Raw genomic sequence first — 24,652 nt, forward strand, 5'->3', positions numbered from 1 at the left:
TAATTAAAACTTAAAAATTAATTAAATAATTTATGGAATTGTAAGCTTATCCAATCCCAAATATTTCCAAAGAAGCCTGCTTCTTCAACATTTTCAAGGGCAACTAAAGGTTGTTCGTTGATCACTTTATCATCTAATAAAAATTGAATTTTACCAACCGCAGCACCTTTGATAATTGGCGCATAGATGTAATCATCAATGGTGTATTGTACTTTAACATCAGCTGAACGGCCTTTTGGCACAGTAATATAAGCACCATTAATAGTCCCTAAATTTACTTTGTTTTGATCGCCATACCAAACTGACTCTGTCACTAATGGTGCATTAGGCTTAACTGGGTTAGCCGTTTCAAAGAATCGGAATCCCCAAGTGAGTAACTTTTTGCTCTCTTCTTCACGACCTTTAAAGGTTCGGCCACCAAGCACGGCTGAAATTAAACGGGTATTACCATCAACCGCTGATGCAACAAGGTTATAACCAGCAGCATTCGTATGACCGGTTTTAATACCATCTACGTTTAAAGTTGTATCCCAAAGTAAACCATTGCGATTCAATTGTGGTTTAGACAGGTTATAGGTGAACTCTTTTTCTTTATAGATAGCATATTCAGTTGGTAAGTCACGAATCAAAGCTTGACCTAATAGAGCCATATCTTTAGCTGTTGTATACTGTCCTGGCGCATCAAGACCATGTACCGTTTCAAAATGGGTATGTTGCAAACCTATTTTTTTTGCATATTCATTCATTAAATTAACGAAAGCACCCTGACTACCTGCAACATGTTCAGCCATAGCGATACATGCATCATTACCCGATTGAATAATGATACCTTTATTCAAATCAGCAACCGAAACTGTTTTACCAACCTCTAAAAACATCAATGATGAACCTTTTAAAACAGGATTACCGGTTGCCCATGCATCTTTACTCACCAGTACCATATCATCATTTTTAATACGGCCTGATTCTAATGCTTGACCAACAACATAACTTGTCATCATTTTAGTTAAGCTTGCTGGATCACGTTGTTGTTCAGCATTATATTGTGCTAGGATTTCGCCAGATTTGGCATCGATTAAAATATAGGCTTCTGCATCTAATTGAGGGATAGCAGGAATAGGAAATGCCATTTCCGCAGAGGCAGAAGAACATATTGCAAGCGCCAACAAGCCAAAAGATAATTTTAATTTCTTTTTCATTTATAAAAATTCCGTTAAATGTTTTTAGATAACATGTATCGATGAGTGTGAATAGACATCATAATGCCAAAACTTGCCATTAAAACGACCAGAGAAGAGCCACCATAACTTATTAGAGGTAATGGTACACCAACTACTGGTAAGATTCCACTGACCATACCGATATTAATAAATACATAGACAAAAAATACCAAAATCAAACCACCAGACAGTATTCGTCCAAACGTCGTTTGTGCCTGAGCAGCAATAATTAATCCACGTATAATTAAGCATAAAAACAAGACTAACAAAACAATAGAGCCAATAAAGCCAAACTCTTCAGCGATAACTGAAAAGATAAAGTCAGTATGTCTTTCCGGTAAAAATTCTAGCTGAGATTGCGTACCTTCAAGCCAACCTTTACCCCATATTCCCCCCGATCCTATCGCGGTTTTCGATTGCAAGATATGATAGCCAGCACCATTAGGATCACGCTCAGGATTAAATAATGTTAATACTCGTTCACGTTGATAATCATGCATTAAATAAAACCACATAATCGGTAAAAATATGGCTATCAATATCAAAGCAACAAGAATAAATCGCCAGTTAATCCCAGCTAAAAATATAATAAAAATACCCGACATAATAATTAAAATAGCCGTTCCTAAATCGGGTTGCATTGCTACTAATAAGGTAGGTACACCAATAATAGCTAAAGTTTGCAAAGTTGTTTTAAGCGGTGGTGGGCAGCCGTCACGATGAATAAACTTAGCTACCATTAATGGTACAGCAATTTTAGCAATTTCTGACGGTTGAAAACGAATGACGCCTAAATCTAACCAACGTTGAGCACCTTTACTGGTATAACCGAAAATATCAACTAATAGTAATATAATAATACAGGCAATATAGAGATAAGGTGCCCACTGTTCATAGCTTCGCGGTGAAATTTGGGCAAAAACAATCATCACAAAAAAACCAAGAATTATTTGGATTACTCGTTTTTGCATCATATCTACATTTTGGCCACTAGCACTCCATAAAATATAAAGGCTATAACCAAGTAGTAAGGTTATAAATAAGCAAAAAAGTGGATCGATATGTATCTTTTGCCAAAAAGATTTCTTAATATTGTTCATAATTAATCTTCATGTCCTGTCGTCGATGATGATGCATCATCTAATTCTGTTGAGTTATCACCCTCAAGATAATAATCCAATATTTTACGGGCTACTGCACCACCATTGGAGCTACCACCGCCACCATTTTCAAGGACTATAGCTAGCGCTATTTTCGGTTTATCATAAGGTGCATAAGCGATAAATAAGGCATGGTCACGTAAATGTTCGGGTATTTTATGGGCATTATAAGTTTCGTTTTCTTTTAAACCATAAACTTGAGCGGTACCTGACTTACCTGCCGCTTGATATTTAGCACCAGAATAAACTTTACGTGCAGTACCTCGAGCACCAAACATAACTCGATGCATACCTTCTTTAGCTAATGCCCAATAGGCTGGATTAACATCAACTAGGCTATTAGGTTCAACATATTTTTCGGGATCAATAGTTGGCTGATTCTGATTAGTATTAATAATGTCACTTTTTTTATAGAGTAAAAAGTGCGGCGTAAAAGTTTTACCATTATTAATTAATGTGGTTAAGGCTTTAGCCATTTGCATAGGTGTGGCAGTCCAATAACCTTGACCTATACCAACTGGAATGGTGTCACCTTGTAACCAAGATTTTTTATGGCGCTTCAATTTCCATTCGCGACTTGGCATAACCGCACGAGTCTCTTCATTAGCCGAAATATCAATGCCGGTACGCTCACCATAACCAAACTTAGTCATCCATAAATTTAGGCGATCAATACCCATATCATAAGCAACTTGGTAAAAATAGGTATCTACCGATTCTTCAATTGCTCGTAATACATCAACATGGCCGTGCCCCCATTTTAGCCAATCTCGATAACGTCTTTCTGTACCGGGTAATTGCCACCAGCCAGGATCATTAACCACACTTTTCGGTGAAACGACACCTTCACTTAAAGCGGCTATCGAAATAAATGGTTTTACCGTTGAAGCAGGAGGATAAGCACCAAGTAAAGCTCGGTTAAATAGTGGTTTACTTGGATCATTAAGTAACTCACTATATTTTTTACTGGAAATACCACCAACAAAATCATTTGAGTCATAACTAGGGCTAGATACCATTGCTAATACTTCACCATTATTGGGATCAATAGCAACAACTGATGCTTTTCGTCCAGTAAGTAGTGATTCAATATAGAGTTGTAATTTAAGGTTGATGGATAAATAGATATCTTCACCAGCTTGTGGTGGATGTTGTTCAAGTAAGCGAACAATACGACCTCGGCTATTTACTTCAACTTTTTCATTACCAGCCGTACCATGTAAAACATCTTCGTAATACCGTTCAATCCCCATTTTACCAATATTGAAAGTAGCCACATAATCGCTGGCTTTATTTTCTTCTTCTAAACGTTGTTTATCTTGAGTATTTATTTTAGAGATATAGCCAAGAATATGGGTAAGTGAAGCGCCATATGGATAATATCGATGTTGAATTTTAACAATCGACACAAATGGAAAACGATGCTGATCAACAATAAAACGTGCTATTTGTTTTTCGGTTAGATTTTCTTTTAGTGGCACAGGTCGATGAGCCCGATAATTACGGCGTTCCTTTTGGAAATTCTCAATATCTTCATCAGTTAAATCAACAATCATTTTTAACTGTTCAAACTGTTCATTAAGGTTTTTGGTTTTATCAGGAACAATATTAAGTTGATAGGTAATATTATTTATCGCCAATGGCGTACCATTACGATCATAAATCATACCGCGACTAGGAGGAATAGGGATAATTTCAATACGATTGTTGTTTGATTTGGTACTGTAATAACTAAAGTTTGAAATTTGTAGATCAGCTAAATTGGCTAATAACACAAAAATTAATAGAATAATTACCACAAATGCAAACAACGCTCTACGCAAAAATAAGTTTGTTTCTGCTGAGTGATCGCGAATATTGCCCTTTTTTGTTTTACCTGAAATAGAGATAATATAGCTCCTCTAAATTCTGTTTATGACTGTTGTTGCTTGTGTTCTTGTTGTTCCCATTTTTCATAAGCATTAACAATTCTAGCTACGACAGGATGGCGAACGACATCTTCACTCTTGAAAAAATTAAAACTAATATCATCAACTTCGCTTAATACTTCGATGGCATGGCGTAATCCTGATTTTTGGTGACGAGGTAAATCAATTTGCGTAATATCACCAGTGATGACCGCTTTAGAATTAAAACCAATACGCGTTAAAAACATCTTCATTTGCTCAATTGTGGTATTTTGGCTTTCATCAAGAATAATAAAGGCATCATTAAGAGTACGCCCACGCATATAGGCTAATGGAGCAACTTCAATAACACTTTTTTCGATTAGTTTTTCAACTTTTTCAAAACCAAGCATTTCAAACAATGCATCATAAAGTGGACGTAAATAAGGATCGACTTTTTGACTTAAATCACCAGGTAAAAAACCTAGTTTTTCGCCGGCTTCAACCGCAGGGCGAGTTAAAACGATACGTCTAATTTGCTGTTTTTCTAGTGCATCAACCGCTGCGGCTACCGCTAAATAGGTTTTTCCGGTACCAGCCGGACCAATACCAAAAGAAATATCATAATCTAATACATGAGCAATATATTGAGCCTGATTAGGTGTACGTGGTTTTATTACTCCACGTTTGGTTTTTATCATGACTTGCTTACTACCATGCAGATCAACATACGCAGGAAGATGCTCTTTAGCTTTTTCTAATGCACCAGATTCTTTAATAGCTAAATGTATCTGCTCTGGCTCAATATCGATAATATTATCTTTTTGTTTAGTTTGCTTATAAAGCAATTGTAATATTTCTGATGCAGCTTTTACACAAATGGTATCACCAGTGATGGCAAAGAGATTACCACGGTGATTTATTTCAATCCCTAAACGACGTTCAAGTTGTTTAATATTGTCATCATAAGGACCACAAAGACTATTAAGTCGCTGATTATCTGCTGGCTCTAGCACGGTTTCATGGGTCGTAATATTCAATGATAAGTCCTCTAATTATTCAGGTTAATGATCAAATACGCTCTTCACATAAAGAACATTTTTCAACACCTTTTAAAAAATCCATATGGCAATGATGACAAGTCACTATGTTGTCACCAACTACATTATTCACAGCACTAGTTGCTTGATTATTATCGAGCCCTTGGCTTTTCAACTTATTGATAACCATCGTGATAGGTGTACCACTTTTTAACTCTTGCTCGACATAAGATGCTACTTGCTGTTCAAATGTAGGTGGAATATAAGTTAAAACATTTTCATTAAAATCAGAATTACAGTGTTGGCATTTAATATATCGACCTAAAGTTTGAAAACTAAAAATAGGAATAAAAAATAGCGTAAAATATTTGGCTACCTTTATTTGCGTATACTGATGTTGTTTTTTATCACCAGCAATATTTTGCTGTGCACAACAGTTCGGGCAATTAAATGGTCCTGTATGTTCATTAACTTCACGTCCTTTTGTACCAAATATAATAAACACTTAATATTCCTTATTTATAAATTACCATCTTTATTATTAATTAAATTACACCACTATTTGTATAATTATGGTTGATAAATACCAACGCCTAAATTATTTTCTTTACGAGTTCGGGAAATAACTGATATTGGTGATTCACTAACCCGTAGATCCATCTGATCTTCAGTTCTCACTACTTTACCACGCAATGAGTTAGGATAAACATCGGTAATTTCAACATCAACAAATTTACCAATCATATCTGGATGTCCAGCAAAATTAACAATTCGATTGTTTTCAGTTCGGCCGGTTAATTCCATAAGATCCTTTTTAGATGGACCTTCAACTAAAATACGTTGTACGGTATTTAACATGCGACGACTAAATTGCATAGCTTGTTGATTGATTCGCTCTTGAAGAATATAGAGCCGTTGTTTTTTCTCTTCTTCAGAAACATTATCTTCCATTTCTGCAGCAGGCGTACCTGGACGAGCTGAATAGACAAAACTATAACTTAAGTCAAAATTAACATCAGCGATTAATTTCATAGTTTGTTCAAAATCTTCTTGAGTTTCACCAGGGAAACCAACAATAAAATCAGAACTGATTTGAATATCTGGGCGAACTTTACGTAATTTACGAATAATTGATTTATATTCAATTGCAGTATGAGTTCGTTTCATCAAATTCAATACGCGATCAGAACCACTTTGTACAGGTAAATGTAAAAAATTAACCAGTTCAGGCGTATCACGATAAACATCGATAATGTCATCTGTAAATTCAATTGGATGGCTAGTGGTAAAACGAATACGATCAATACCATCAATAGCAGCAACTAAACGTAATAATTCAGCAAAAGAACAGATATCACCATCAAAGGTTGGTCCGCGATAGGCATTTACGTTTTGCCCTAATAAATTCACTTCACGAACACCTTGTTCTGCTAACTGAGCAATTTCATAAATTACATCATCACAAGGTCTACTTACCTCTTCACCACGAGTGTAAGGTACCACACAATAAGTACAGTATTTGTTACATCCTTCCATTATGGATACAAATGCCGTTGGGCCTTCACTACGTGGTTCAGGTAGACGGTCAAATTTTTCAATTTCAGGAAAACTAACATCAACAACATGCTGACCATTACCACTGCGGATCTGTTCAATCATATCTGGCAAACGGTGAAAAGTTTGCGGTCCAAAAATAATATCAACAAAAGGCGCTCGTTTACGAATATGGGCACCTTCTTGTGACGCTACACAACCACCAACACCAATAATAATATTAGGATTATGTTGTTTTAAATTTTTCCAACGACCTAGTTGGTGAAAAACTTTTTCTTGGGCTTTTTCTCGAATAGAACAGGTATTTAATAATAAAATATCTGCTTCTTCGGCATTTTCTGTTAATGTTAAACCATGGGTGGATTCAAGGAGATCTGCCATTTTAGTTGAATCATATTCGTTCATTTGGCAGCCCCAAGTTTTGATATGTAATTTTTTGCTCATCAATAACTCAGCTATATTTAATTGTTAAAATGAAAACGGGTTTAAATCCGCGATTTTAGCGAGCCATATTGTAATCCTTTGTGATTGTAGGGTCTATAATAAATATAAAAAACTATATTTATTACTTTATATATAAAAAATAAACAATTAGTAATTAATTTATCGAAAAAACAACTAATTATAATAATCATTCTATTTATTTTATGTTATTATTCTCGTCCTATTAATATTATTAACAATATAAGTGTTTAGGTATGTCAAAAACATTTAGTCCAACAAAGCGCTTTTTGATTAAAGGCATTATGGCAACTTGTTTATTGTCGGTCACACGGGTTGGTTTTGCTGCATCAATGGCTCAGATTATCGCTGTGCGTGTTTGGCCATCATCAACTTATACACGAATAACGTTAGAATCGAACGCAAAACTTAACTATAAACATGCAAAGTTACACAACCCCGATCGTATTGTTATTGATATTGATAATCTCAATTTAAATCCAACGTTAAAAACGATTTCAACAAAAGTACTAAGTCGAGATCCTTTTATTAAATCGATTCGGGCATTGCAGTTAGATCCCAAAACTGTCCGTTTGATGATTGAACTAAAACAAGGTATCGATCCAAATACATTTACATTACCACCGATTGCTGAATTCAAACATCGATTAGTCGTTGATCTTTATCCTTCTAAACCAACTGTAACTGATGATGATCCCCTTTTAGCACTCTTAGAAGAGTATCAAAAAGGCGAGCTCAATAAAAAACAATCACAAATAAAATCATCTAATAAGAAGAAAAATTCACCTATTATCGTTATGCTTGATCCTGGTCACGGTGGTGAAGATCCTGGCGCTATTGGTTATAAGAAAACTCGGGAAAAAGATATAGTGTTGCAAATTGCACGCCGTACTTACAATTTGCTCAAAAAAGAACCTAATGTAAAAGCCTATATGACCCGTAAGGAAGATGTGTTTATACCTTTAAATGTTCGTGTAGCGAAGGCAAGATCTTTACATGCAGATCTATTTATTTCTATCCATGCTGATGCTTTTGCTAATCGCTCAGTTAAAGGATCATCAGTATTTGCTTTATCAACCCGTGGAGCTAGTAGTTCAGCAGCCAGTTATTTAGCTCAAACCCAAAATGATGCCGACCAAATAGGTGGCGTAAGTAGAAGTGGTGATAAATATTTAGATAATACGATTTTAGATTTAGTACAAAAAACAACGTTGTCTAATGGGGTATTATTAGGTACAGCTATTTTAAACCGAATGAAGAAAGTAAATAAACTGCACAAACCATCGATTGAAAAAGCAGGTTTTGCAGTATTAAAAGCACCGGATATCCCATCAGTTTTAGTTGAAACAGCCTTTATTAGTAATATCAATGAAGAGCAAAAACTTAAGACAGCTTCCTTCCAAAATCAAGTATCTAAAGCAATTGTTGATGGTATTAAAGATTATTTAAAACGTCGTAAAAATTGATCTAATCATTTTTTAGATCAATTTTACCTTTACTGAATGATCATTAATCGTCGTTCAGCATTTAACTCCGGAATAGTCAGTTTAATATTTTGTTTAAGAGTAAACCCTTCAGGGATCACATCAAGATCGCTACCTTTTAATGCGTAAAATGATCCTTGCTGATTAGGAAGATGTTTACACCAAGTTAGCATATCTTGCAAAGAAGCAAATGCTCGGCTAATGACTCCATCAAATTTTTTCTCATTATATTCTTCTATACGACTTTGAGTAGGTTGAATATTAGTTAATTTTAATTCAAATTGAACTTGTTTTAAAAAACGAATTCTTTTACCTAAACTATCCACCAGATCAAATTGTTTATCAGGATTTATTATTGCTAAAGGGATCCCTGGTAATCCAGGGCCTGTTCCCACATCAATAAAAGTATTGCCAACTAAATAAGGCGAAACAACTAAACTATCCATAATATGTTTAATTAACATTTCACTAGGATCGCGCACTGCTGTTAAATTGTAAGCTTTATTCCATTTATTAAGCATTTCAACATAATGGATCAATAGATCAATTTGTTGAGAAGTGATCGAAAGATCCGTTTGATCAATAAGATTAATGAGTTTCTTTTTTAACATAGTTTTTCTTTTTTAAATAAACTAATAACATTGAAATTGCCGCTGGTGTAATGCCAGAAATACGTGAAGCTTGGCCAATTGAAACAGGTTTATGCTGTTTTAATTTAGCAACGACTTCATTAGATAACCCTGATATTTCACCATAATCAATGTGCTCAGGAATAAGGGTTTCTTCATTTCTTTTTTGTCTTTCAATTTCTTCAATCTGTAATTTTATATAACCATCATATTTTACTTGTATCTCAACTTGTTCAGCAGCTTGAGTATCAGTTAAACCAGGCGCAAAAAGCGATAATGATTGTAGTGTTTTATAGCTCATTTCAGGGCGTTTAAGCAACTCTTCACCATTGGCCTCTTTGGTGAGATTAGCACTTAAAACAGCATTCACTTCGTCAATGGTTTCAATATGAGGATGAACCCAGATATCACGAAGACGGGCTCTTTCTTGTTCAATAGCTTCAAATTTTTCATTAAATCGTTGCCAACGATAATCATCAACCATGCCTAATTGTCGGCCGATTTCAGTCAAACGAATATCGGCATTATCTTCACGTAACATTAAGCGATATTCAGCACGCGAAGTAAACATACGGTAAGGTTCGTTAGTGCCTAAAGTACAAAGATCATCAACTAATACTCCTAGATAAGCTTGATCACGAGTAGGGAACCATTGATCTTGATCATATACAAATCTTGCTGCATTTAAACCTGCTAACAGACCTTGAGCAGCTGCTTCTTCATAGCCGGTAGTACCATTTATTTGACCAGCTAAAAATAAACCTTTGATCACTTTACTTTCTAAAGTTGGTTTAAGATCACGCGGATCAAAATAATCATATTCAATCGCATAACCCGGTCTTACGATATTCGCGTTTTCTAGTCCTTTCATACTACGAACAAAAGCTAATTGTGTGTCAAAAGGTAAACTGGTCGAGATCCCATTAGGATAAATCTCATTACTATCTAACCCTTCTGGTTCTAAATAGATCTGATGAGAATTACGATCAGCAAAACGCATTATTTTATCTTCAATAGACGGACAATATCGCGGGCCAACACCTTCAATCACACCTGTGTACATAGGACTTCGATCTAAGCTATTGCGAATGATCTCATGGGTTGTTTCATTAGTACTTGTTATATAACAAGGGATCTGTCTAGGATGCTGTTTCGCATCGCCTAAAAATGAAAATACTGGCACTGGATCATCACCATATTGAGTGCCTAATTTAGAAAAGTCTATTGTTCTGGCATCAATACGTGGTGGTGTTCCTGTCTTTAATCGTCCCATTCTAAATGGATATTGATGTAAAGATTTAGACAAACCGATAGAAGCGGGATCGCCAGTTCTACCACCACTATAATTATCTAAACCTATATGGATCTTACCATCTAAAAAGGTACCTGTTGTAAGTACTACAGCTTTTGCTTTAAAAGAGACACCCATTTGGGTAACAACACCGGTGATCTGATCGTTTTCAATGATCACATCTTCAACAGATTGTTGAAACAACATTAGGTTTTCTTGGTTTTCCAGTGTAGTTCTTATTACTTTACGATATAAGGATCGATCCGCTTGAGCACGTGTTGCTCTTACCGCTGGCCCCTTACTGCTATTTAAGATCCGAAACTGGATCCCTGCAAGATCTATAGCTTGCGCCATTAATCCGCCCATAGCATCAATCTCTTTTACTAAGTGACCTTTACCAATACCACCAATAGCTGGATTACAAGACATTTGTCCTAATGTATTGATATTATGCGTTAAAAGTAATGTTTTTCGGCCCATTCTTGCTGATGCCATTGCAGCTTCAGTTCCGGCATGACCTCCACCAACAATGATGACATCAAAAAGATCTGGATAAAACATATAAAGCCTCGTTTTTTATATTACTGATAGATGATCACTATTTTTGATCAGGTGATTTGGTTTTATTTAGTGTTACGAATTTTACGCATCTTTTTTATTACGTCAAATGATCTATTTTGATCGCGATCTAAATTAAATAAGATCTTTTATATGATCTTTTTATTTTTACTATTATTAGCTTGGATCCTTTTTGTTGATAACTGGTTTTTATGTTTATTTTATATGATCTTATTGATCAGTTAATTCTGTTAATTGATCGGATCTTTTTTTAATTAAACTTGTTTATAACTCTCTTATTTATCCACAACATTGACTTCAATTAAGGTTATTAATGCGATCATAACAGCTTATGATCGTTGTTTGTCACAGAGTTATCCACAAAAAATAAATTTGTTTGCTTAAATTTTTATCTTTTATTGCTCATAAATTAAGCTAGCTAATTTAAGTTAATTAGAGGATTTTAGTTAAAAACAATTTATAATAGCAGAAGTTGTATAGATAAATATGTTGTTATGAGTATTAAACAGTTCTACAAAATTCAAAATAAGATCGTCAGTCGTTCTTGGCGCCATAAACCAACTTATCCTGTTCTACCGAGCTGGGAGACTGAATTTGTCTGCATTAAAGGAATAATTGAGCGTATAGATTTACAAGAAGAGTATAATTATTTTGAATTCGTACCTAAAAGCGAACTTAAAAATAGGATAATTAATACTTATATTAATGATTTATCTCCTGAGTATAATTTTGAGGAATTAAAAAAAGATTTCTTAGCAAAAGAAGTTAATTCTTCTATTGATACAGCATCTCTTGAGTTTGATTTTAAGGAATTTAAAAAAAGCTTATTAGCAAAAGAGCCTTCTATTAATGCTGCATCTCTTGAATTTGATTTTGAGAAATTTAAAAAAAGCTTCTTAGCAGAAAAAGTTAATCCTTTTTTAATTAAGGCTAATTTTGTTAATGTTCAAATTGATGGTGTTATTTATCGAGGTTGGATAGGTGATTGCCCTTTTCAAGCGGGTGAAAAAGTTGCTGTTATAGCGCAGTGGCAAGAAGATCATTATGAACTTTATGCTTTAACTAAACCTGACGAAAGGATTATTAGTATATGTCCTAATTGCAGTAAAGGACGAATAGCTTATTTAATACATCAAGCTAAAGCGACATTATTTCTGATCCTTTTTTTTATGATTCTTTTTAATGTTTTTTATATTTTAGTTTGGGGTAGTCTCTATCAATTACTTCATTTAACAGCTGAATATATCTCTTTTATGAAACCTATATTCTTTGGTAGTAGTATTTTTTGCAGTATTGGTATGATTATTGAATCTATACCTAATGTTAATAAAAAAGCAAAAATAGCCGAGAAAATTTTTAAAACTTTAAATCTGCCGAAAATAGCTAGAATGGATTTAAGACGTTTTACTAATAAAAAAGTCGCTAAATTAAAACAAAAAAAGCAGCATAATAGTGTGAAACCTTCTAAAAGGTTCTTTCTTGGAAAAAATGAAAATAATTTATTTTATTATTAATGAATAATAATAAGTTAAAGTTTATAACTAAATAGCATTTTAGTTATGTTATTATTTGTTTTTTTGTAGGTTAACTAGTTTTTGTATATCGATTTTTAATAGCTGCTTTTGCTAACTTATTTTGTTCTTTATAAAAGTAATTGATTTTTGTGAAAGCAAATTTATACTTAGTATGATTGTATTTTTATTGTGAGGTCATTTTATTACTCTTTCACAGTTGCCTTTACCTTTTATATTACCTAATAACGAAACATTTGATAGTTTCTATGTGGGTGATAATCAGCTATTGTTTGATTCTTTGCAAACCTTACTTGATAGGGAAGGTTTTAATGTCTTTTATATATGGTCAGCAAGCGCAGCTGGTCGTACGCATCTATTGCATGCTTCAAGCCAAAATAAATTAGCTAGTTATATTCCATTAAAGCAACATGTGTTATTGGTTCCTGAAATTTTACAAGGTTTAGATAATTATGATTTGGTTTGTTTAGATGACATTGATGCCATAGCTGGTCATCGAGATTGGGAAGAGGCAATATTTGATTTATTTAACCGTTTAACTGAAAAAAATGTTAGTAAACTTTTAATAACTGCTTGTGCTCCGCCTAAACAAATTCCTTTTATCTTGCCTGATTTAGCTTCAAGATTGACTTGGGGACAGGTTTATCAGCTAAAAGAATTAAGTGATGAAGATAAACTAAAAGCTCTGCAACTTAGAGCGCAATTAAGTGGCTTTGAGTTATCAACTGAAGTTGGTTTGTTTTTGTTAAAACGTGTTAATCGCGATATGCGAACATTGTTTTCTTTAATGGAAAAATTTGAGGTTGCAACATTAGCTCAACAACGCAAATTAACTATTCCTTTTATTAAAAATATTTTGGATTTGTAAAAATGACTAAAAAACCTGATGCTATCGTTTTTTTCGATTTAGATGGTACTTTATTTGATAGTAATATAGAAGTGTTGCCAAGTTCTTATGCTGCAATTGAAAGATTAAAGCAAAATAATATTATACCTATGCTCGCAACAGGCCGAACCCCTATGGAAGCCGCTAAATTGATGAAAGAGACGGGCATAAATTCGATTATAGCAATGAATGGCCAAGCTGTTATTTATGAAAAAGAAGTCGTATTTACCAATAATATTGATAAAAATGTTATTACTAGATTATATGAATTTTCAAGGGAAAAAATGAATATTCCTTTGTCTTTTTATAATTATAATAAGATGAGAGTCAGTGAAATTAATCAAGCTACCGAACAGTTTTATCGTTCTTTAAAACTAGAAATTCCTCCGGTTGATGATCAAATTTATTTAAAAGAACAGATTCAGATGTTGTTATTGCTTTGTGAGCAAGGCGAATCGCCTTATCGAGAAGCTTTTCCTGAGTTAACTTTTATTCGTAATACTCATTATTGTGTTGATGTCTTTAACCATGGTGGATCGAAAGGTAACGGCATTAATGAATTATTAAAAACCAAAGGTTTTGATAATGTGCCTACTTATGCATTTGGTGATGGCATGAATGATTTAGAAATGTTCTTAACCGTTGATCATCCAATTGCTATGGCTAATGCAGTTGATGATTTGAAAGATAAAGCTGAGTATATAACCGATAATAATGATAATGATGGTATTGCTAAAGCGCTGCAAAAATTTGGTTTAATTTAAATTTAGATATAAAAAAAATCATCTAATCTTATCAATTAGATGATTTTTTATTTAATTATAAATCGTTATTTTGGATGATGTTGTTTAAAACCAACATTATTGTTACCAAAACAGTTATCATAATCAAAGCCAGTTAGTTCTTTAACTAAGCTTCTTATTTCTGGTGTTGCATCTTCTTTTTTACCACCAGTTTTTAATCTATCAAGTTCTTGAATAATAAGTGCATGAGTAGATTTGTCTAATTTCATTCGGTAAGTAAAGAAAATACCTAATAATGCCATTCCACACACGCCAAAGATAAGAACTAAGTTAATTGCAGTCACTGCACTATCTGGTTGAACGGTATTTACACCAGAGACAAAACCTGAGTATTTCAATACAATTCCTAGAATAAATACAATGGTCGCTCGCATTAGTTTTCCAGCCATAGTCATTGCACCTGCATAGATACCTTCACGACGTCTTCCGGTTAATACTTCATCGATATCTGCTAAGAAGGTGTATACACTCCACGGAATGTAATAAACCCCACCAGTTCCTAAACCAAACCAAATTGTAATACCAATAACAATCCAAGTAACATGAGGCATGTTAAAATAATAGACTCCGATATAACCAATTACTGAAGATATTACGATTAGTATTGCAATAACAAATGGTCTTTTGAATCCTCGTTTTACACACCAAGCCATAAAGAATGCCGTTGAAATTAACTGACATATACTACTTAAACTATTCATTTGTGAAACAAAAGTTTTAGGTTGGCCTAAGTTAAATACTACAAAATAGGTAAATGTTGCCGCGAATAGCCATTCAGCACCAAAACCAAATAGATACATACCTAAATGGTTTCTAAATGTTTTTAAACGGAAGGTTGAAAACACATCTGAGAATAATTTAACAATGCTTTCCCAAAGACCAGAAGTTGTTTCATCTTCAATTTCATCAATTGATTTTTCCCAACTATTTAGGTAAAGCAAGATTAATGCAATAGCCATAATAGTTGCATAAGTAATACCTGTTAGTAAGAACGGTAATGGGGAGTCTTTACCATCAAATAGATAGAAAAATACCCCTGGAATTGCTGCAGCTAAGAAATTAGCAACTTTACCAAACATTGCTTTAGAACCGGCTAAGTAAGTTCTTTGGTCAAAGTTTTTGGTCATCTCTACCGGTAAAGTATTATATGGAATCATAATCATGGTATAGATGAATTCAAATAAAATATAGGTAGTTAAGTAGTACCAAAAATTCATGCCATCAACCCAAAGTAATGGGTAAATAATCATACATGGAACAGCAAATAAAATGAAAAATCGGCGACGGCCAAATCGACGGCCAAGTTTTGTGTGGTTAAAATTATCAGTAATAAATCCCATTAATGGATTTAGAATGACATCTAAATAAGTAGCGATTGAAAAAATTAATGTTGCTTGAAATGCAGAAAGACCACAGAATGTTGTATAAAAATATAGTAACCAAGCAGCACTAATTGCTAGCGCCCCACTTCCTATCAAATTACCACTACCATACGAAAATCGAGTTAGTGTGGTTATTTTCTTTTGATTGTCAGCCATAAATTTATTTCCTTTAATAATTATGAAATACCGTTTTAAAAATATTATTAAAATAATACTAAATTTATACAAATTTATTTCAAAATTTTTTAAGAAATGTGACGTTGGTAACAATTTATTTAATTTGAAAAGTTAATATATTGATATTATTATAAATTAAATTAATAAATATCATAGAGTTATTGTTTTTCTGAAATTGTTTTCTGAAATTGTGATCTTATTAACAGAAAATATTAAAAAAATACCGCTTTTAATGTTTCTATCCACCTTTCCTATCTATTCTTTTGCGGGTTCAGATCAAACAACCTTTCAATATGAACATAACTGGAAATAAATGGCTCGAATTCTTCGTGGTATTATTAAGCTAATTTATTAATACTTTGTATTAGTTGGTAAGCCGCAATAAAAGACTCATTTGGACCACAGATTAAAAGTAAAGATTTTAAATCTGTGACCAGCAGTGAATTATGGAAAGACAATGTTGATTTTAAAATAACTCGTGATCAAAATGGTAATATAGTCTTACCAAAAGAGTTAAAAATCTTAATTGAAAAGAATAAAGCTAAATAATTAAAGAGTTATCAATCTATAAGAACGCTAAGTCTAATAATCAGATTTAGCGTTTTTATTCTTTTTATTATCAATTCAATTTTACTTATTTCTATTCGTCAGTTAGTTTTTAATCTTGTTCAATAAGCTATTATTAATAAGGATATTTAAGTTTATTGCTAACCTTAGCTTAAATATTAATTTAATTGTTATGAAGAAATGTAGAAATAAAAAAGTGTCATTTCATCAATTGAGTTGAAATGACACTGACATTATAGGATGTAGTAACTAATTAATTAATATCAATTAAGCTAATAGGCTTTTGATATAAGCTGTTATTTCAGGATCTTGGCTGTTTTCAAATAAACATTTTTGGAAACGTTCGCCTTTGATTGCATCTTTAAGTAATGATTGATCAATTGATTTCAATGCTTCGATTAAACTTTTTCCTGCAGCATTTTTCATATCATTTAAAATTACCGCATTAGCATTTTGAGATTCTCGGCGTTCAGGTGGATAACCTAAACCTTTTTCACCATCAAATGCTTTTTCAAAAATATAACGAGCATTAAGTTCTGCACCCCAACCAAAGCCTTTAGCAAAAGCAAGTGATAATGCATTACCATTATTCACTTGTGCAAATAAATAAGCATCAGTAGGTTCGATACAATAACCACAATTAACACCAGGAAATGCATTTAATGCCATTAATGCGCCTTGGCCTGTGCCACATCCGGTGATAACAAAATCAACTGCTTTACTGTTTAATAAAATAGCGCTAATTATACCTAAATGAACATAAGTTAATTTTTTATCATTGTCGCCATCCATGCCAACATTAAAAACAGTATGTCCATATTTCTCAGTTGCATTTTTTAATTCATTTAAAATAATTGGATTTTTAGCTGCTTGGCTAAACTCGTTCATTAGTGCTATTTTCATGATTTCCCTCTATTTTCATTGAAATAATAACAAACCACCTAACAATTTTGTCATTTGTTATTAGTACTTACGCTTTAATTATAAGCTCGCAAAAAAATATATCAATTTTTTTAACTAAAATAAAACGATGTTTTAATAAATTTATTGCAATGTGATGAAAGTCACAAAACCATCATAGTTTTTATATTACTATATTTAACAAATCATAATATTTTGAACTTTTTATTATACTTATATTCAGGGAGTTTATATGGCTAAGGGAAATATCGTAAAGCTATCATATTCATCATTTACTGATGAAGATTCAAAAAATGAAATTATCCGGTTAACGCCAGAAGGTGTTTTATGCCATCGTAACTATTTTTATCAAAAATGCTTTACCAATGATGGTCAAAAGTTACTCTTTGCCGGTGAATTTGACTCTAATCGCAACTACTATTTGCTTGATATTGAAAATCAAACAGCAAAACAACTTACTGAAGGACCTGGCGATAATACCTTTGGTGGTTTTTTATCACCAGATGATAAATTTTTATACTATGTCAAAAATGAACGTAACTTACAACAAGTCAATCTTGAAACTTTAGAAGAAAAAAATGTTTATACAGTACCCGATGAATGGGTTGGTTATGGTACATGGGTTGCTAATAGCGATTGTAATGAAATTGTTGGCATTGAAATTGATAAAAAAGATTGGACACCACTCACTGACTGGACAATATTTAAAGCGTTTTACGATAAAAACCCACACTGCCGTTTAATCAAAATTGATATTGAAACTGGTGTTGCTAAAACGGTTATTGATCAAAATGTATGGTTGGGCCATCCAATCTTTAGACCTTTTGATGATAAAACTATCGCATTTTGTCATGAAGGGCCGCATGATTTAGTTGATGCACGAATTTGGTTAGTTGATCGTGATGGTAAAAATGAACGAAAAGCTCATGATAATTTACCTGGTGAAAGTTGTACGCATGAGTTTTGGGTACCAGATGGTTCAGGATTAGCTTATGTATCTTATATGAAAGGACAACAAGAGCGCTATATTCGTCTTTATAACCCAGTAACCAATGAAGATAAAGAGATTATGGAAATGCCTGCCTGTTCACATTTAATGAGCAATTTTGATGGCACGCTTTATATCGGTGATGGAACAGGAAGCCCTGTTGATGTTATTGATACTAGTGGTTATAAAATTGAAAATGATCCATGGCTTTATATTTTAGCGCCTAAAACCAAAACAGCACATAAACTCGTTAAACATAATAGTACATGGCGAGTTTTAGATGGTGACCGTCAAGTTACTCACCCTCATCCATCGTTTTCACCTGATAATAAATACGTTTTATATTCTTGTGATGCACAAGATAAACCTGCACTTTATTTAACCAAAGTGCCAGCTAACATATTAGAAGAAATGTGATAGAGCGATTTTGTCTGTCACAACTATAACGGAGAATATGATTATGTCGATTTTAAATAAATTTTCACTCAATAATAAAATAGCGCTGGTTACCGGCGCTTCTTATGGTATCGGTTTTGAAATAGCAAAATCATTAGCTGGTGCCGGAGCGAAAATCGTATTTAATGATGTGGTACCTGAAAATTTACAAAAAGGTCTTGAAGCTTATAAAGAAGCAGGCATTGATGCACATGGCTATTTATTTGATATAACCGATGAAGCTGCGGTTGAAAAATCAATTGCGCAAATTGAAAAAGAACATGGTGTGATTGATATTTTAGTGAATAATGCCGGCATTATTCAACGCAAATCAATGCTTGAAACAAGTGCTGCCGATTATCGAAAAATTATCGATATTGATCTTACAGGTCAATTCATTATGGCAAAAGCAGTGCTTCCTTCCATGATCAAAAAAGGCAGTGGTAAAATTATTAACATCTGCTCAATGATGAGTGAGCTTGGCCGTGAAACCGTTGTTGGTTATGCATCAGCTAAGGGCGGCTTAAAAATGTTAACTAAAAATATTTGTTCTGAATTTGGTCATGCCAATATTCAATGTAATGGTATTGGTCCTGGTTATATTGCAACTCCACAAACGGCACCATTACGCGAAAAACAGGCTGATGGTTCTCGTCATCCTTTTGATCAGTTTATTATTGCTAAAACACCAGCTGGACGCTGGGGAACTCCAGATGATTTAGCGGGTGCAGCAGTATTTTTAGCATCGGAAGCTTCAAACTTTGTAAATGGTCATATTCTTTATGTTGATGGTGGTATCTTAGCCTATATTGGTAAACAACCTTAATGCCATAACATTGAAAATTAATTGATTTAAGAGATAATAAATTAAAGGGAAGTTTTTATTATCTCTGTTTATTTTATAAATTTAGGAGTAATGCGATGTTTTGTTTTAATTCAGATATTGAATTAATTGATTTAGGAAATGGTGTTAAACGTAAAGTTTTAGCTCATGATGGTAATATGATGGCTGTTGAAGTTCATTTTGAAACTGGCGCTATTGGAGCCATGCATCATCACCCACATGAACAATTAACTTATGTTTTATCGGGTGAATTTGAATTTACTATTGGCACTGAGACCAAAATTGTTCGTGCTGGTGATACTTTGTATAAAAAACCAAATATTGAACATGGTTGTATTTGTAAACAAGCTGGTGTGCTACTTGATATGTTTACTCCGCAGAGATTGGACTTTTTATAAAATAGCTAGTAACTAGTCATTATTAATTATGATATACTTTCGATAATTTTGTGTTGTTCTAATTGATCATTAAATAATAGAATAATGACTATTTTTTAGTAAGGAGATGTGCTAATCATGAATGATAGCTCACCAGAATCGGTTGCTTCGGTTTTAAAAGTTTTCGGAATTTTAGAAGCTTTATCTGAATCTAAAGACATTGCTATTTCGGAATTATCGCAAAAAGTAATGATGCCAAAAAGCACTGCTTATCGCTTTTTACAAACCATGAAATCATTAGGTTATGTTAATCAAGAAGAAGATTCAGATAAATATTCTCTTAATTTAAAATTACTTGATTTAGGTAATCGAGTGCTTTATCACCAAAACTTTTTGGCTATTGCTGATTTAGAAATGAGAAAGCTAAGGGACAAAACGAAAGAAACAATCCATTTAGCTGTTCGTGAAGGTGATCAAATTATCTATATTAATAAAGTAGCATCAGAACAATATAGTCTTTGTTTGACATCTAAAATAGGCAATCAAGCGACGGTTCATGCTAGCGGTCTAGGTAAAGTTTTGTTGGCATGGTTAGATGATGAAAGCAAAAAAAGCTTAATAAATAACATCGATTTTGTTCAATATACAGCTAACACCATTACTAATAAAGACGCATTTTTAGCTGAACTTGATGAAGTAAAACGTGCTGGTTATGGTAAAGATGATGAAGAGTCTGAACTAGGTTTACGTTGCTTTGCTGTACCAATTTACAATCGTTTAGGTAATATAATTGCTGCTTTAAGTTTATCAACTTCTATCTTTAGATGTAGTACAGCTGAAGATGAAGCTAAATTAGTCAGTGAAATTAGCCAATGTGCAGCTAAAATATCTGAATTAATTGGTTATGTTAAGCAATCAAAATCAACAGACTAAAGCTGGTTATTGATAAATAACCCCTAAACATACAGATTGGCTTGCTCCAGTAACTTCTGGAATATTAGAAGGAATATTATTCATTCTACAATAAGCAAGCCAAGCAAAAGCGATCGCTTCCATATCATCACTGTTTACTCCTTTTTTATCTGTAGCAGAAACTTGCCATTTCGGTAGTAATGCTGATAATTGTTGCATAATAAGTGGATTTTTGGCGCCACCACCACAGACTAATAACTGGCATGGCAAGTTATTTTTTATCGGTAATTTATCAATTTCATTGGCAATTGTAATGGCGGTAAATTCAACCAATGTCGCTTGAATATCTTGGCCATTTAAAGCAAAGTCAGTTAATTTTTGCATCAGCCAAGCTAAATTAAATAATTCTCTGCCAGTACTTTTTGGCGCTGGTAATTGGAAATAATCTTCATTACATAACGCACTTAATAAGTTTTGATTTACTTTACCTGATTTTGCCCATAAACCATCTTTATCATAGCTTGTTCCGAGGCTTTTATTTATCCAGCCATCAAGTAATACATTACCAGGGCCGGTATCGTAGCCAATTACTGGTTGGTCAGGTATTAACACAGAAATATTACTGATACCGCCAATATTTAAGACTACACAGTTAATTGCCGAGTTTAAAAATATTGCTTTATGAAAAGCAGGAACTAATGGCGCACCTTGACCACCATAAGCCATATCTTTACGACGAAAATCGGCAATAGTTGTAATGCCTGTTTGGGCGGCGATGATATTGGCATCACCTATTTGCATAGTAAATGGATTATCACCATTCGGCGAATGATAAATAGTCTGTCCATGACAGCCAATCGCTTTAACTTGTTTGTTATCAATATTATTTTGTTTTATAAATTGATTAATACTTTTAGCGTAAAGTATGCCAAGTTGATGATCAAGTTCGCCTAAATCTTGTAATGTTGTTTGTTTACTATTACAAAGCGTTAATAATCGAGTTTTAATTTCGTTTGGCATTGGATAGCAATCACTAGCAATAGCGGTAATTTTTCCATTGCTGATATCAACTAATGCGATATCTACTCCATCCATACTGGTACCCGACATGACACCAATATATAAATTTTGCATAATATTACCCCTGCCGAATGATAGTGCCAGTTTGCACATCGCGAATGATTGATGGTTGTGAACGATTGCCTGTTTGACCAGCTAAAATGGGGAAATTATTACCGAATTGGTTCGCCACTTCTAACGCTGTTTTACAAGCTGGATGGCCAGAAAGATTGGCACTGGTTGAAACTAATGGCTTAGCAAATAAATCACACAATTTACAAACTAAAGGATGATCGGTAACACGAACAGCAATGGACTGATATTTTCCACTTAAAAAATCAGGAGTGTTAGCATTCTTGGGAAAAATCCAAGTATTTGGTCCCGGCCAACTGTTAAACGCCATTTGTATCTGTTCTTTCGTTACTGCCGATTGATCAATATAAGGGATCAGTTGTTGATAATGACTGGCAATTAAAATCAATCCTTTATCAACTGAACGTTGTTTTAGATTTAACAGTTTATACACCGCTGATTCACTGTCAGGATCACAACCTAAACCAAAAACGGCTTCAGTTGGATAAGCAACAACTTCACCTTTTTGTAACAGTTGATTAATTTCTAGTAGAGTTAATAAGTTTGCCATCAAATTTTTATGTTTACCCAATATCATTAAAATTTATATTAAACTGAGGTAAGACTATTTGCAAATTGGCAACAAAAGAATTAATAATGTTATTACAATGAATATCGCTTATTTGCTGTGATAGATAAATTAGCATTTATCGAAAATAGCAAAATTATTCCCAATTCATTTGCGGAAAATAGTTAACTGTTAAATCAATAACCTGTTGCAGGTTGATAATTTTAACTCTTGAATCGATTAGGTCGCCTAAGCCTCGAGCATTAATGTCGTTATCAAGAACATAACAATGATGGGTGTTTTGCAAAATAGCATTTAATGTAGAGTTATCTTGACAACACATAATTACACCATTTTGCCAAAATAGTACGGCATCTTGCGCTGAAATTAACGTTGTATCGATTGTTGATTGGTTCGGTGTTGCAATGGTATGTAACATTTTTCCTCTTTTAGCGTTAAATTTACCCTCAAAAAACCCCGTTCCTCAAAATTTTTTTGGTAAAAATTCAACTTAATCTTAGTTGGTACATCTTTAATGGTTATTAGTATATAATAAGGGCTATTTATTGAGCAAAGAATTCGTTATGAAACCCATTATTTTAGCTAACGAGCAAGAGACAATATTGTTTGGTAAACAGTTGGCAAAACAGTGTTTAAATTATTTATCTAATCATGATAGTACAATTGTCATTTATCTGATTGGTGATCTTGGCGCTGGTAAAACCACTTTTAGTCGTGGTTTTTTGCAACAATTAGGTCATCAAGGTAATGTTAAAAGTCCAACTTATACATTAGTTGAACCTTATCAATTTGATACATTTTCAGTTTATCATTTTGACTTATATCGCCTTGGTGATCCAGAAGAGTTAGAGTTTATGGGCATTCGCGAATATTTTTCCTCAAGATCTATTTGTTTAATTGAATGGCCTATGCAGGCAAGAGGTATGTTACCTGCTGCCGATATTGAAATTCATTTGGCATATTTAGCGCTTGAACGTACGGTTTGTGTGCAAGCTAATAGTGAAAAAGGTCAAGCTATTATCAACCCATTACTATAAAAATTAGTGAAAAAACAATGAAGAAAATATTAACTTTTTTTATATTATTACTACTATGTAGTTCAGCTTATGCTGCAAAAGTTGTTATTGCCGTCGATGCTGGACATGGTGGTAAGGATTCTGGTGCTATTGGTAAGAATAAGTTATATGAAAAAAATGTAACTTTATCGATAGCTAAAAAATTAACAAATTTATTAAATAAAGATCCTAATTTTAAAGGGGTATTAACCCGTAATACCGATAATTTTATTTCAGTCCCTCAGCGTTCTGATATTGCACGTAAAAATAAAGCAAACTTACTAATTTCTATCCATGCTGATGCCGCACCGAATCGTAATGCTTCTGGTGCATCAATTTGGGTTTTATCTACTAAACGCGCTGATACTGAATTGGGGCGTTGGCTGGAACAAGATGAAAAACAGTCACAGTTATTAGGTGGCGCTGGTGATGCATTAAGTGATGATCACGACCAAAATTTAAGCCAAGCAGTACTCGATTTACAATTCTCTTATTCGCAGCGTGTTGGTTATGAACTTGCTACTCAGGTTTTAAAAGAGATGAAAGGTGTTATTAAATTGCATAAAGGCGTACCTGAACATGCTAGTTTAGGCGTATTACGTTCACCTGATATCCCTTCAATATTGATTGAGGTTGGATTTATTACTAATCAAGCTGAAGAAAGTTTGTTGGCTAGTAATGCTCATCAAGACAAGATCGCTAAATTGATTTATCAAGGCATAAAAAATTATGTCAAAAAAAATCCTAA

At 33.4% G+C, this 24,652-nt stretch carries 22 protein-coding genes and 1 pseudogene; 10 read left to right on the forward strand and 13 right to left on the reverse strand.

Going from position 1 to position 24,652, the window contains the following annotated elements; translation table 11 throughout:
* Window positions 1–17: 17 nt before the first annotated feature.
* The 6 genes from H3T54_RS10885 to miaB form a co-directional block, all read right to left on the reverse strand.
* Window positions 18–1,199, reverse strand: coding sequence for a serine hydrolase (locus H3T54_RS10885; protein ID WP_198222506.1), 1,182 nt, complete (start codon window positions 1,197–1,199; stop codon window positions 18–20).
* 14 nt (window positions 1,200–1,213) lie between these two features.
* On the reverse strand, window positions 1,214–2,320 hold the full coding sequence (gene mrdB / locus H3T54_RS10890; RefSeq protein WP_065579035.1) for a peptidoglycan glycosyltransferase MrdB: 1,107 nt from the start codon (window positions 2,318–2,320) through the stop codon (window positions 1,214–1,216).
* Between the two features lie 2 nt (window positions 2,321–2,322).
* Window positions 2,323–4,263: a penicillin-binding protein 2 gene (gene mrdA / locus H3T54_RS10895; protein ID WP_198222538.1), complete on the reverse strand. Its 1,941-nt coding sequence runs from the start codon at window positions 4,261–4,263 to the stop codon at window positions 2,323–2,325.
* Between the two features lie 29 nt (window positions 4,264–4,292).
* Window positions 4,293–5,306 (reverse strand): PhoH family protein, encoded by a 1,014-nt coding sequence (locus H3T54_RS10900; RefSeq protein ID WP_110448838.1) that lies wholly within the window; start codon window positions 5,304–5,306, stop codon window positions 4,293–4,295.
* Window positions 5,307–5,337: 31 nt separating this feature from the next.
* Complete coding sequence (locus H3T54_RS10905; RefSeq protein ID WP_110448839.1) at window positions 5,338–5,811, reverse strand: hypothetical protein; 474 nt, start codon at window positions 5,809–5,811, stop codon at window positions 5,338–5,340.
* A gap of 65 nt (window positions 5,812–5,876) precedes the next feature.
* Entirely contained in the window at window positions 5,877–7,304 is a 1,428-nt protein-coding gene (gene miaB / locus H3T54_RS10910; protein ID WP_110448840.1) for a tRNA (N6-isopentenyl adenosine(37)-C2)-methylthiotransferase MiaB, read from the reverse strand.
* A gap of 254 nt (window positions 7,305–7,558) precedes the next feature.
* Here miaB and H3T54_RS10915 point away from each other — a divergent pair, with 254 nt between their 5' ends.
* Window positions 7,559–8,788, forward strand: a complete 1,230-nt coding sequence (locus H3T54_RS10915; RefSeq protein WP_110448841.1) for an N-acetylmuramoyl-L-alanine amidase — start codon at window positions 7,559–7,561, stop codon at window positions 8,786–8,788.
* 29 nt (window positions 8,789–8,817) lie between these two features.
* On the opposite strand, the gene rsmG is transcribed toward H3T54_RS10915, so the two are convergent.
* Both rsmG and mnmG read right to left on the reverse strand, forming a co-directional pair.
* On the reverse strand, window positions 8,818–9,417 hold the full coding sequence (gene rsmG, locus H3T54_RS10920; protein WP_198222508.1) for a 16S rRNA (guanine(527)-N(7))-methyltransferase RsmG: 600 nt from the start codon (window positions 9,415–9,417) through the stop codon (window positions 8,818–8,820).
* Window positions 9,395–11,287 (reverse strand): tRNA uridine-5-carboxymethylaminomethyl(34) synthesis enzyme MnmG, encoded by a 1,893-nt coding sequence (gene mnmG, locus H3T54_RS10925; RefSeq protein ID WP_198222510.1) that lies wholly within the window; start codon window positions 11,285–11,287, stop codon window positions 9,395–9,397. The genes rsmG and mnmG overlap by 23 nt, the downstream gene beginning before the upstream one ends.
* Window positions 11,288–11,799: 512 nt before the next feature.
* Here mnmG and H3T54_RS10930 point away from each other — a divergent pair.
* The 3 genes from H3T54_RS10930 to H3T54_RS10940 all read left to right on the forward strand — a co-directional run bounded on the left by H3T54_RS10930 (window position 11,800) and on the right by H3T54_RS10940 (window position 14,487).
* A complete protein-coding gene (locus H3T54_RS10930; protein ID WP_198222512.1) occupies window positions 11,800–12,819 on the forward strand; it encodes a putative type VI secretion system effector in 1,020 nt (339 codons plus the stop codon).
* A 202-nt stretch (window positions 12,820–13,021) separates the two neighbouring features.
* The gene (gene hda, locus H3T54_RS10935; RefSeq protein WP_065651976.1) at window positions 13,022–13,705 is read left to right on the forward strand and encodes a DnaA inactivator Hda; all 684 of its coding nucleotides are present in this window, start codon (window positions 13,022–13,024) and stop codon (window positions 13,703–13,705) included.
* A gap of 2 nt (window positions 13,706–13,707) precedes the next feature.
* The gene (locus H3T54_RS10940) at window positions 13,708–14,487 is read left to right on the forward strand and encodes a Cof-type HAD-IIB family hydrolase (protein ID WP_198201482.1); all 780 of its coding nucleotides are present in this window, start codon (window positions 13,708–13,710) and stop codon (window positions 14,485–14,487) included.
* 65 nt (window positions 14,488–14,552) lie between these two features.
* On the opposite strand, the gene H3T54_RS10945 is transcribed toward H3T54_RS10940, so the two are convergent.
* Together H3T54_RS10945 and H3T54_RS10950 are read right to left on the reverse strand one after the other, a co-directional pair.
* Window positions 14,553–16,064 (reverse strand): MFS transporter, encoded by a 1,512-nt coding sequence (locus H3T54_RS10945; RefSeq protein ID WP_110446868.1) that lies wholly within the window; start codon window positions 16,062–16,064, stop codon window positions 14,553–14,555.
* Window positions 16,065–16,919: 855 nt separating this feature from the next.
* Complete coding sequence (locus tag H3T54_RS10950) at window positions 16,920–17,555, reverse strand: RpiB/LacA/LacB family sugar-phosphate isomerase (RefSeq protein WP_110446869.1); 636 nt, start codon at window positions 17,553–17,555, stop codon at window positions 16,920–16,922.
* A gap of 250 nt (window positions 17,556–17,805) precedes the next feature.
* Between H3T54_RS10950 and H3T54_RS10955 the strand changes: the two genes are divergently transcribed.
* The 4 genes from H3T54_RS10955 to kdgR all read left to right on the forward strand — a co-directional run bounded on the left by H3T54_RS10955 (window position 17,806) and on the right by kdgR (window position 21,150).
* Window positions 17,806–18,978, forward strand: coding sequence for an oligogalacturonate lyase family protein (locus H3T54_RS10955; protein ID WP_198222514.1), 1,173 nt, complete (start codon window positions 17,806–17,808; stop codon window positions 18,976–18,978).
* Window positions 18,979–19,027: 49 nt separating this feature from the next.
* Window positions 19,028–19,822, forward strand: a complete 795-nt coding sequence (locus H3T54_RS10960; RefSeq protein WP_110446884.1) for a gluconate 5-dehydrogenase — start codon at window positions 19,028–19,030, stop codon at window positions 19,820–19,822.
* A 95-nt stretch (window positions 19,823–19,917) separates the two neighbouring features.
* Window positions 19,918–20,238, forward strand: a complete 321-nt coding sequence (locus tag H3T54_RS10965; protein WP_110446871.1) for a cupin domain-containing protein — start codon at window positions 19,918–19,920, stop codon at window positions 20,236–20,238.
* A 117-nt stretch (window positions 20,239–20,355) separates the two neighbouring features.
* A complete protein-coding gene (gene kdgR / locus H3T54_RS10970) occupies window positions 20,356–21,150 on the forward strand; it encodes a DNA-binding transcriptional regulator KdgR (RefSeq protein ID WP_198222516.1) in 795 nt (264 codons plus the stop codon).
* Between the two features lie 6 nt (window positions 21,151–21,156).
* Here the strand turns inward: kdgR and H3T54_RS10975 are convergent, their stop codons facing one another.
* From H3T54_RS10975 to tusB, 3 genes are all read right to left on the reverse strand, one after another.
* The gene (locus H3T54_RS10975; protein WP_198201480.1) at window positions 21,157–22,263 is read right to left on the reverse strand and encodes an anhydro-N-acetylmuramic acid kinase; all 1,107 of its coding nucleotides are present in this window, start codon (window positions 22,261–22,263) and stop codon (window positions 21,157–21,159) included.
* Window positions 22,264–22,267: 4 nt separating this feature from the next.
* Window positions 22,268–22,831, reverse strand: a complete 564-nt coding sequence (locus H3T54_RS10980) for a Sua5/YciO/YrdC/YwlC family protein (RefSeq protein ID WP_110446874.1) — start codon at window positions 22,829–22,831, stop codon at window positions 22,268–22,270.
* 154 nt (window positions 22,832–22,985) lie between these two features.
* Entirely contained in the window at window positions 22,986–23,267 is a 282-nt protein-coding gene (gene tusB, locus H3T54_RS10985) for a sulfurtransferase complex subunit TusB (RefSeq protein WP_198222518.1), read from the reverse strand.
* 145 nt (window positions 23,268–23,412) lie between these two features.
* Here tusB and tsaE point away from each other — a divergent pair, with 145 nt between their 5' ends.
* Together tsaE and H3T54_RS10995 are read left to right on the forward strand one after the other, a co-directional pair.
* Window positions 23,413–23,886, forward strand: a complete 474-nt coding sequence (tsaE, locus tag H3T54_RS10990; protein WP_198222520.1) for a tRNA (adenosine(37)-N6)-threonylcarbamoyltransferase complex ATPase subunit type 1 TsaE — start codon at window positions 23,413–23,415, stop codon at window positions 23,884–23,886.
* A gap of 59 nt (window positions 23,887–23,945) precedes the next feature.
* Window positions 23,946–24,650: pseudogene (locus H3T54_RS10995) on the forward strand (N-acetylmuramoyl-L-alanine amidase); the annotation flags it as partial.
* Window positions 24,651–24,652 lie beyond the last annotated feature (2 nt).

Source organism: Gilliamella sp. B14384G10 (assembly GCF_016101685.1).
Classification (GTDB): domain Bacteria; phylum Pseudomonadota; class Gammaproteobacteria; order Enterobacterales; family Orbaceae; genus Gilliamella; species Gilliamella apis_A.

Bases quoted from the DNA above. Each gene is read 5' to 3' on its own strand.
- H3T54_RS10940 (WP_198201482.1), top strand. From the start codon at position 13,708: ATGACTAAAAAACCTGATGCTATCGTTTTTTTCGATTTAGATGGTACT.
- H3T54_RS10975 (WP_198201480.1), bottom strand. From the start codon at position 22,263: ATGCAAAATTTATATATTGGTGTCATGTCGGGTACCAGTATGGATGGA.
- H3T54_RS10915 (WP_110448841.1), top strand. From the start codon at position 7,559: ATGTCAAAAACATTTAGTCCAACAAAGCGCTTTTTGATTAAAGGCATT.
- kdgR (WP_198222516.1), top strand. From the start codon at position 20,356: ATGAATGATAGCTCACCAGAATCGGTTGCTTCGGTTTTAAAAGTTTTC.
- H3T54_RS10980 (WP_110446874.1), bottom strand. From the start codon at position 22,831: ATGGCAAACTTATTAACTCTACTAGAAATTAATCAACTGTTACAAAAA.
- H3T54_RS10945 (WP_110446868.1), bottom strand. From the start codon at position 16,064: ATGGCTGACAATCAAAAGAAAATAACCACACTAACTCGATTTTCGTAT.
- rsmG (WP_198222508.1), bottom strand. From the start codon at position 9,417: ATGTTAAAAAAGAAACTCATTAATCTTATTGATCAAACGGATCTTTCG.
- H3T54_RS10885 (WP_198222506.1), bottom strand. From the start codon at position 1,199: ATGAAAAAGAAATTAAAATTATCTTTTGGCTTGTTGGCGCTTGCAATA.
- miaB (WP_110448840.1), bottom strand. From the start codon at position 7,304: ATGAGCAAAAAATTACATATCAAAACTTGGGGCTGCCAAATGAACGAA.
- tsaE (WP_198222520.1), top strand. From the start codon at position 23,413: ATGAAACCCATTATTTTAGCTAACGAGCAAGAGACAATATTGTTTGGT.
- mrdB (WP_065579035.1), bottom strand. From the start codon at position 2,320: ATGAACAATATTAAGAAATCTTTTTGGCAAAAGATACATATCGATCCA.
- H3T54_RS10950 (WP_110446869.1), bottom strand. From the start codon at position 17,555: ATGAAAATAGCACTAATGAACGAGTTTAGCCAAGCAGCTAAAAATCCA.
- mnmG (WP_198222510.1), bottom strand. From the start codon at position 11,287: ATGTTTTATCCAGATCTTTTTGATGTCATCATTGTTGGTGGAGGTCAT.
- H3T54_RS10930 (WP_198222512.1), top strand. From the start codon at position 11,800: ATGAGTATTAAACAGTTCTACAAAATTCAAAATAAGATCGTCAGTCGT.
- H3T54_RS10955 (WP_198222514.1), top strand. From the start codon at position 17,806: ATGGCTAAGGGAAATATCGTAAAGCTATCATATTCATCATTTACTGAT.
- tusB (WP_198222518.1), bottom strand. From the start codon at position 23,267: ATGTTACATACCATTGCAACACCGAACCAATCAACAATCGATACAACG.
- H3T54_RS10965 (WP_110446871.1), top strand. From the start codon at position 19,918: ATGTTTTGTTTTAATTCAGATATTGAATTAATTGATTTAGGAAATGGT.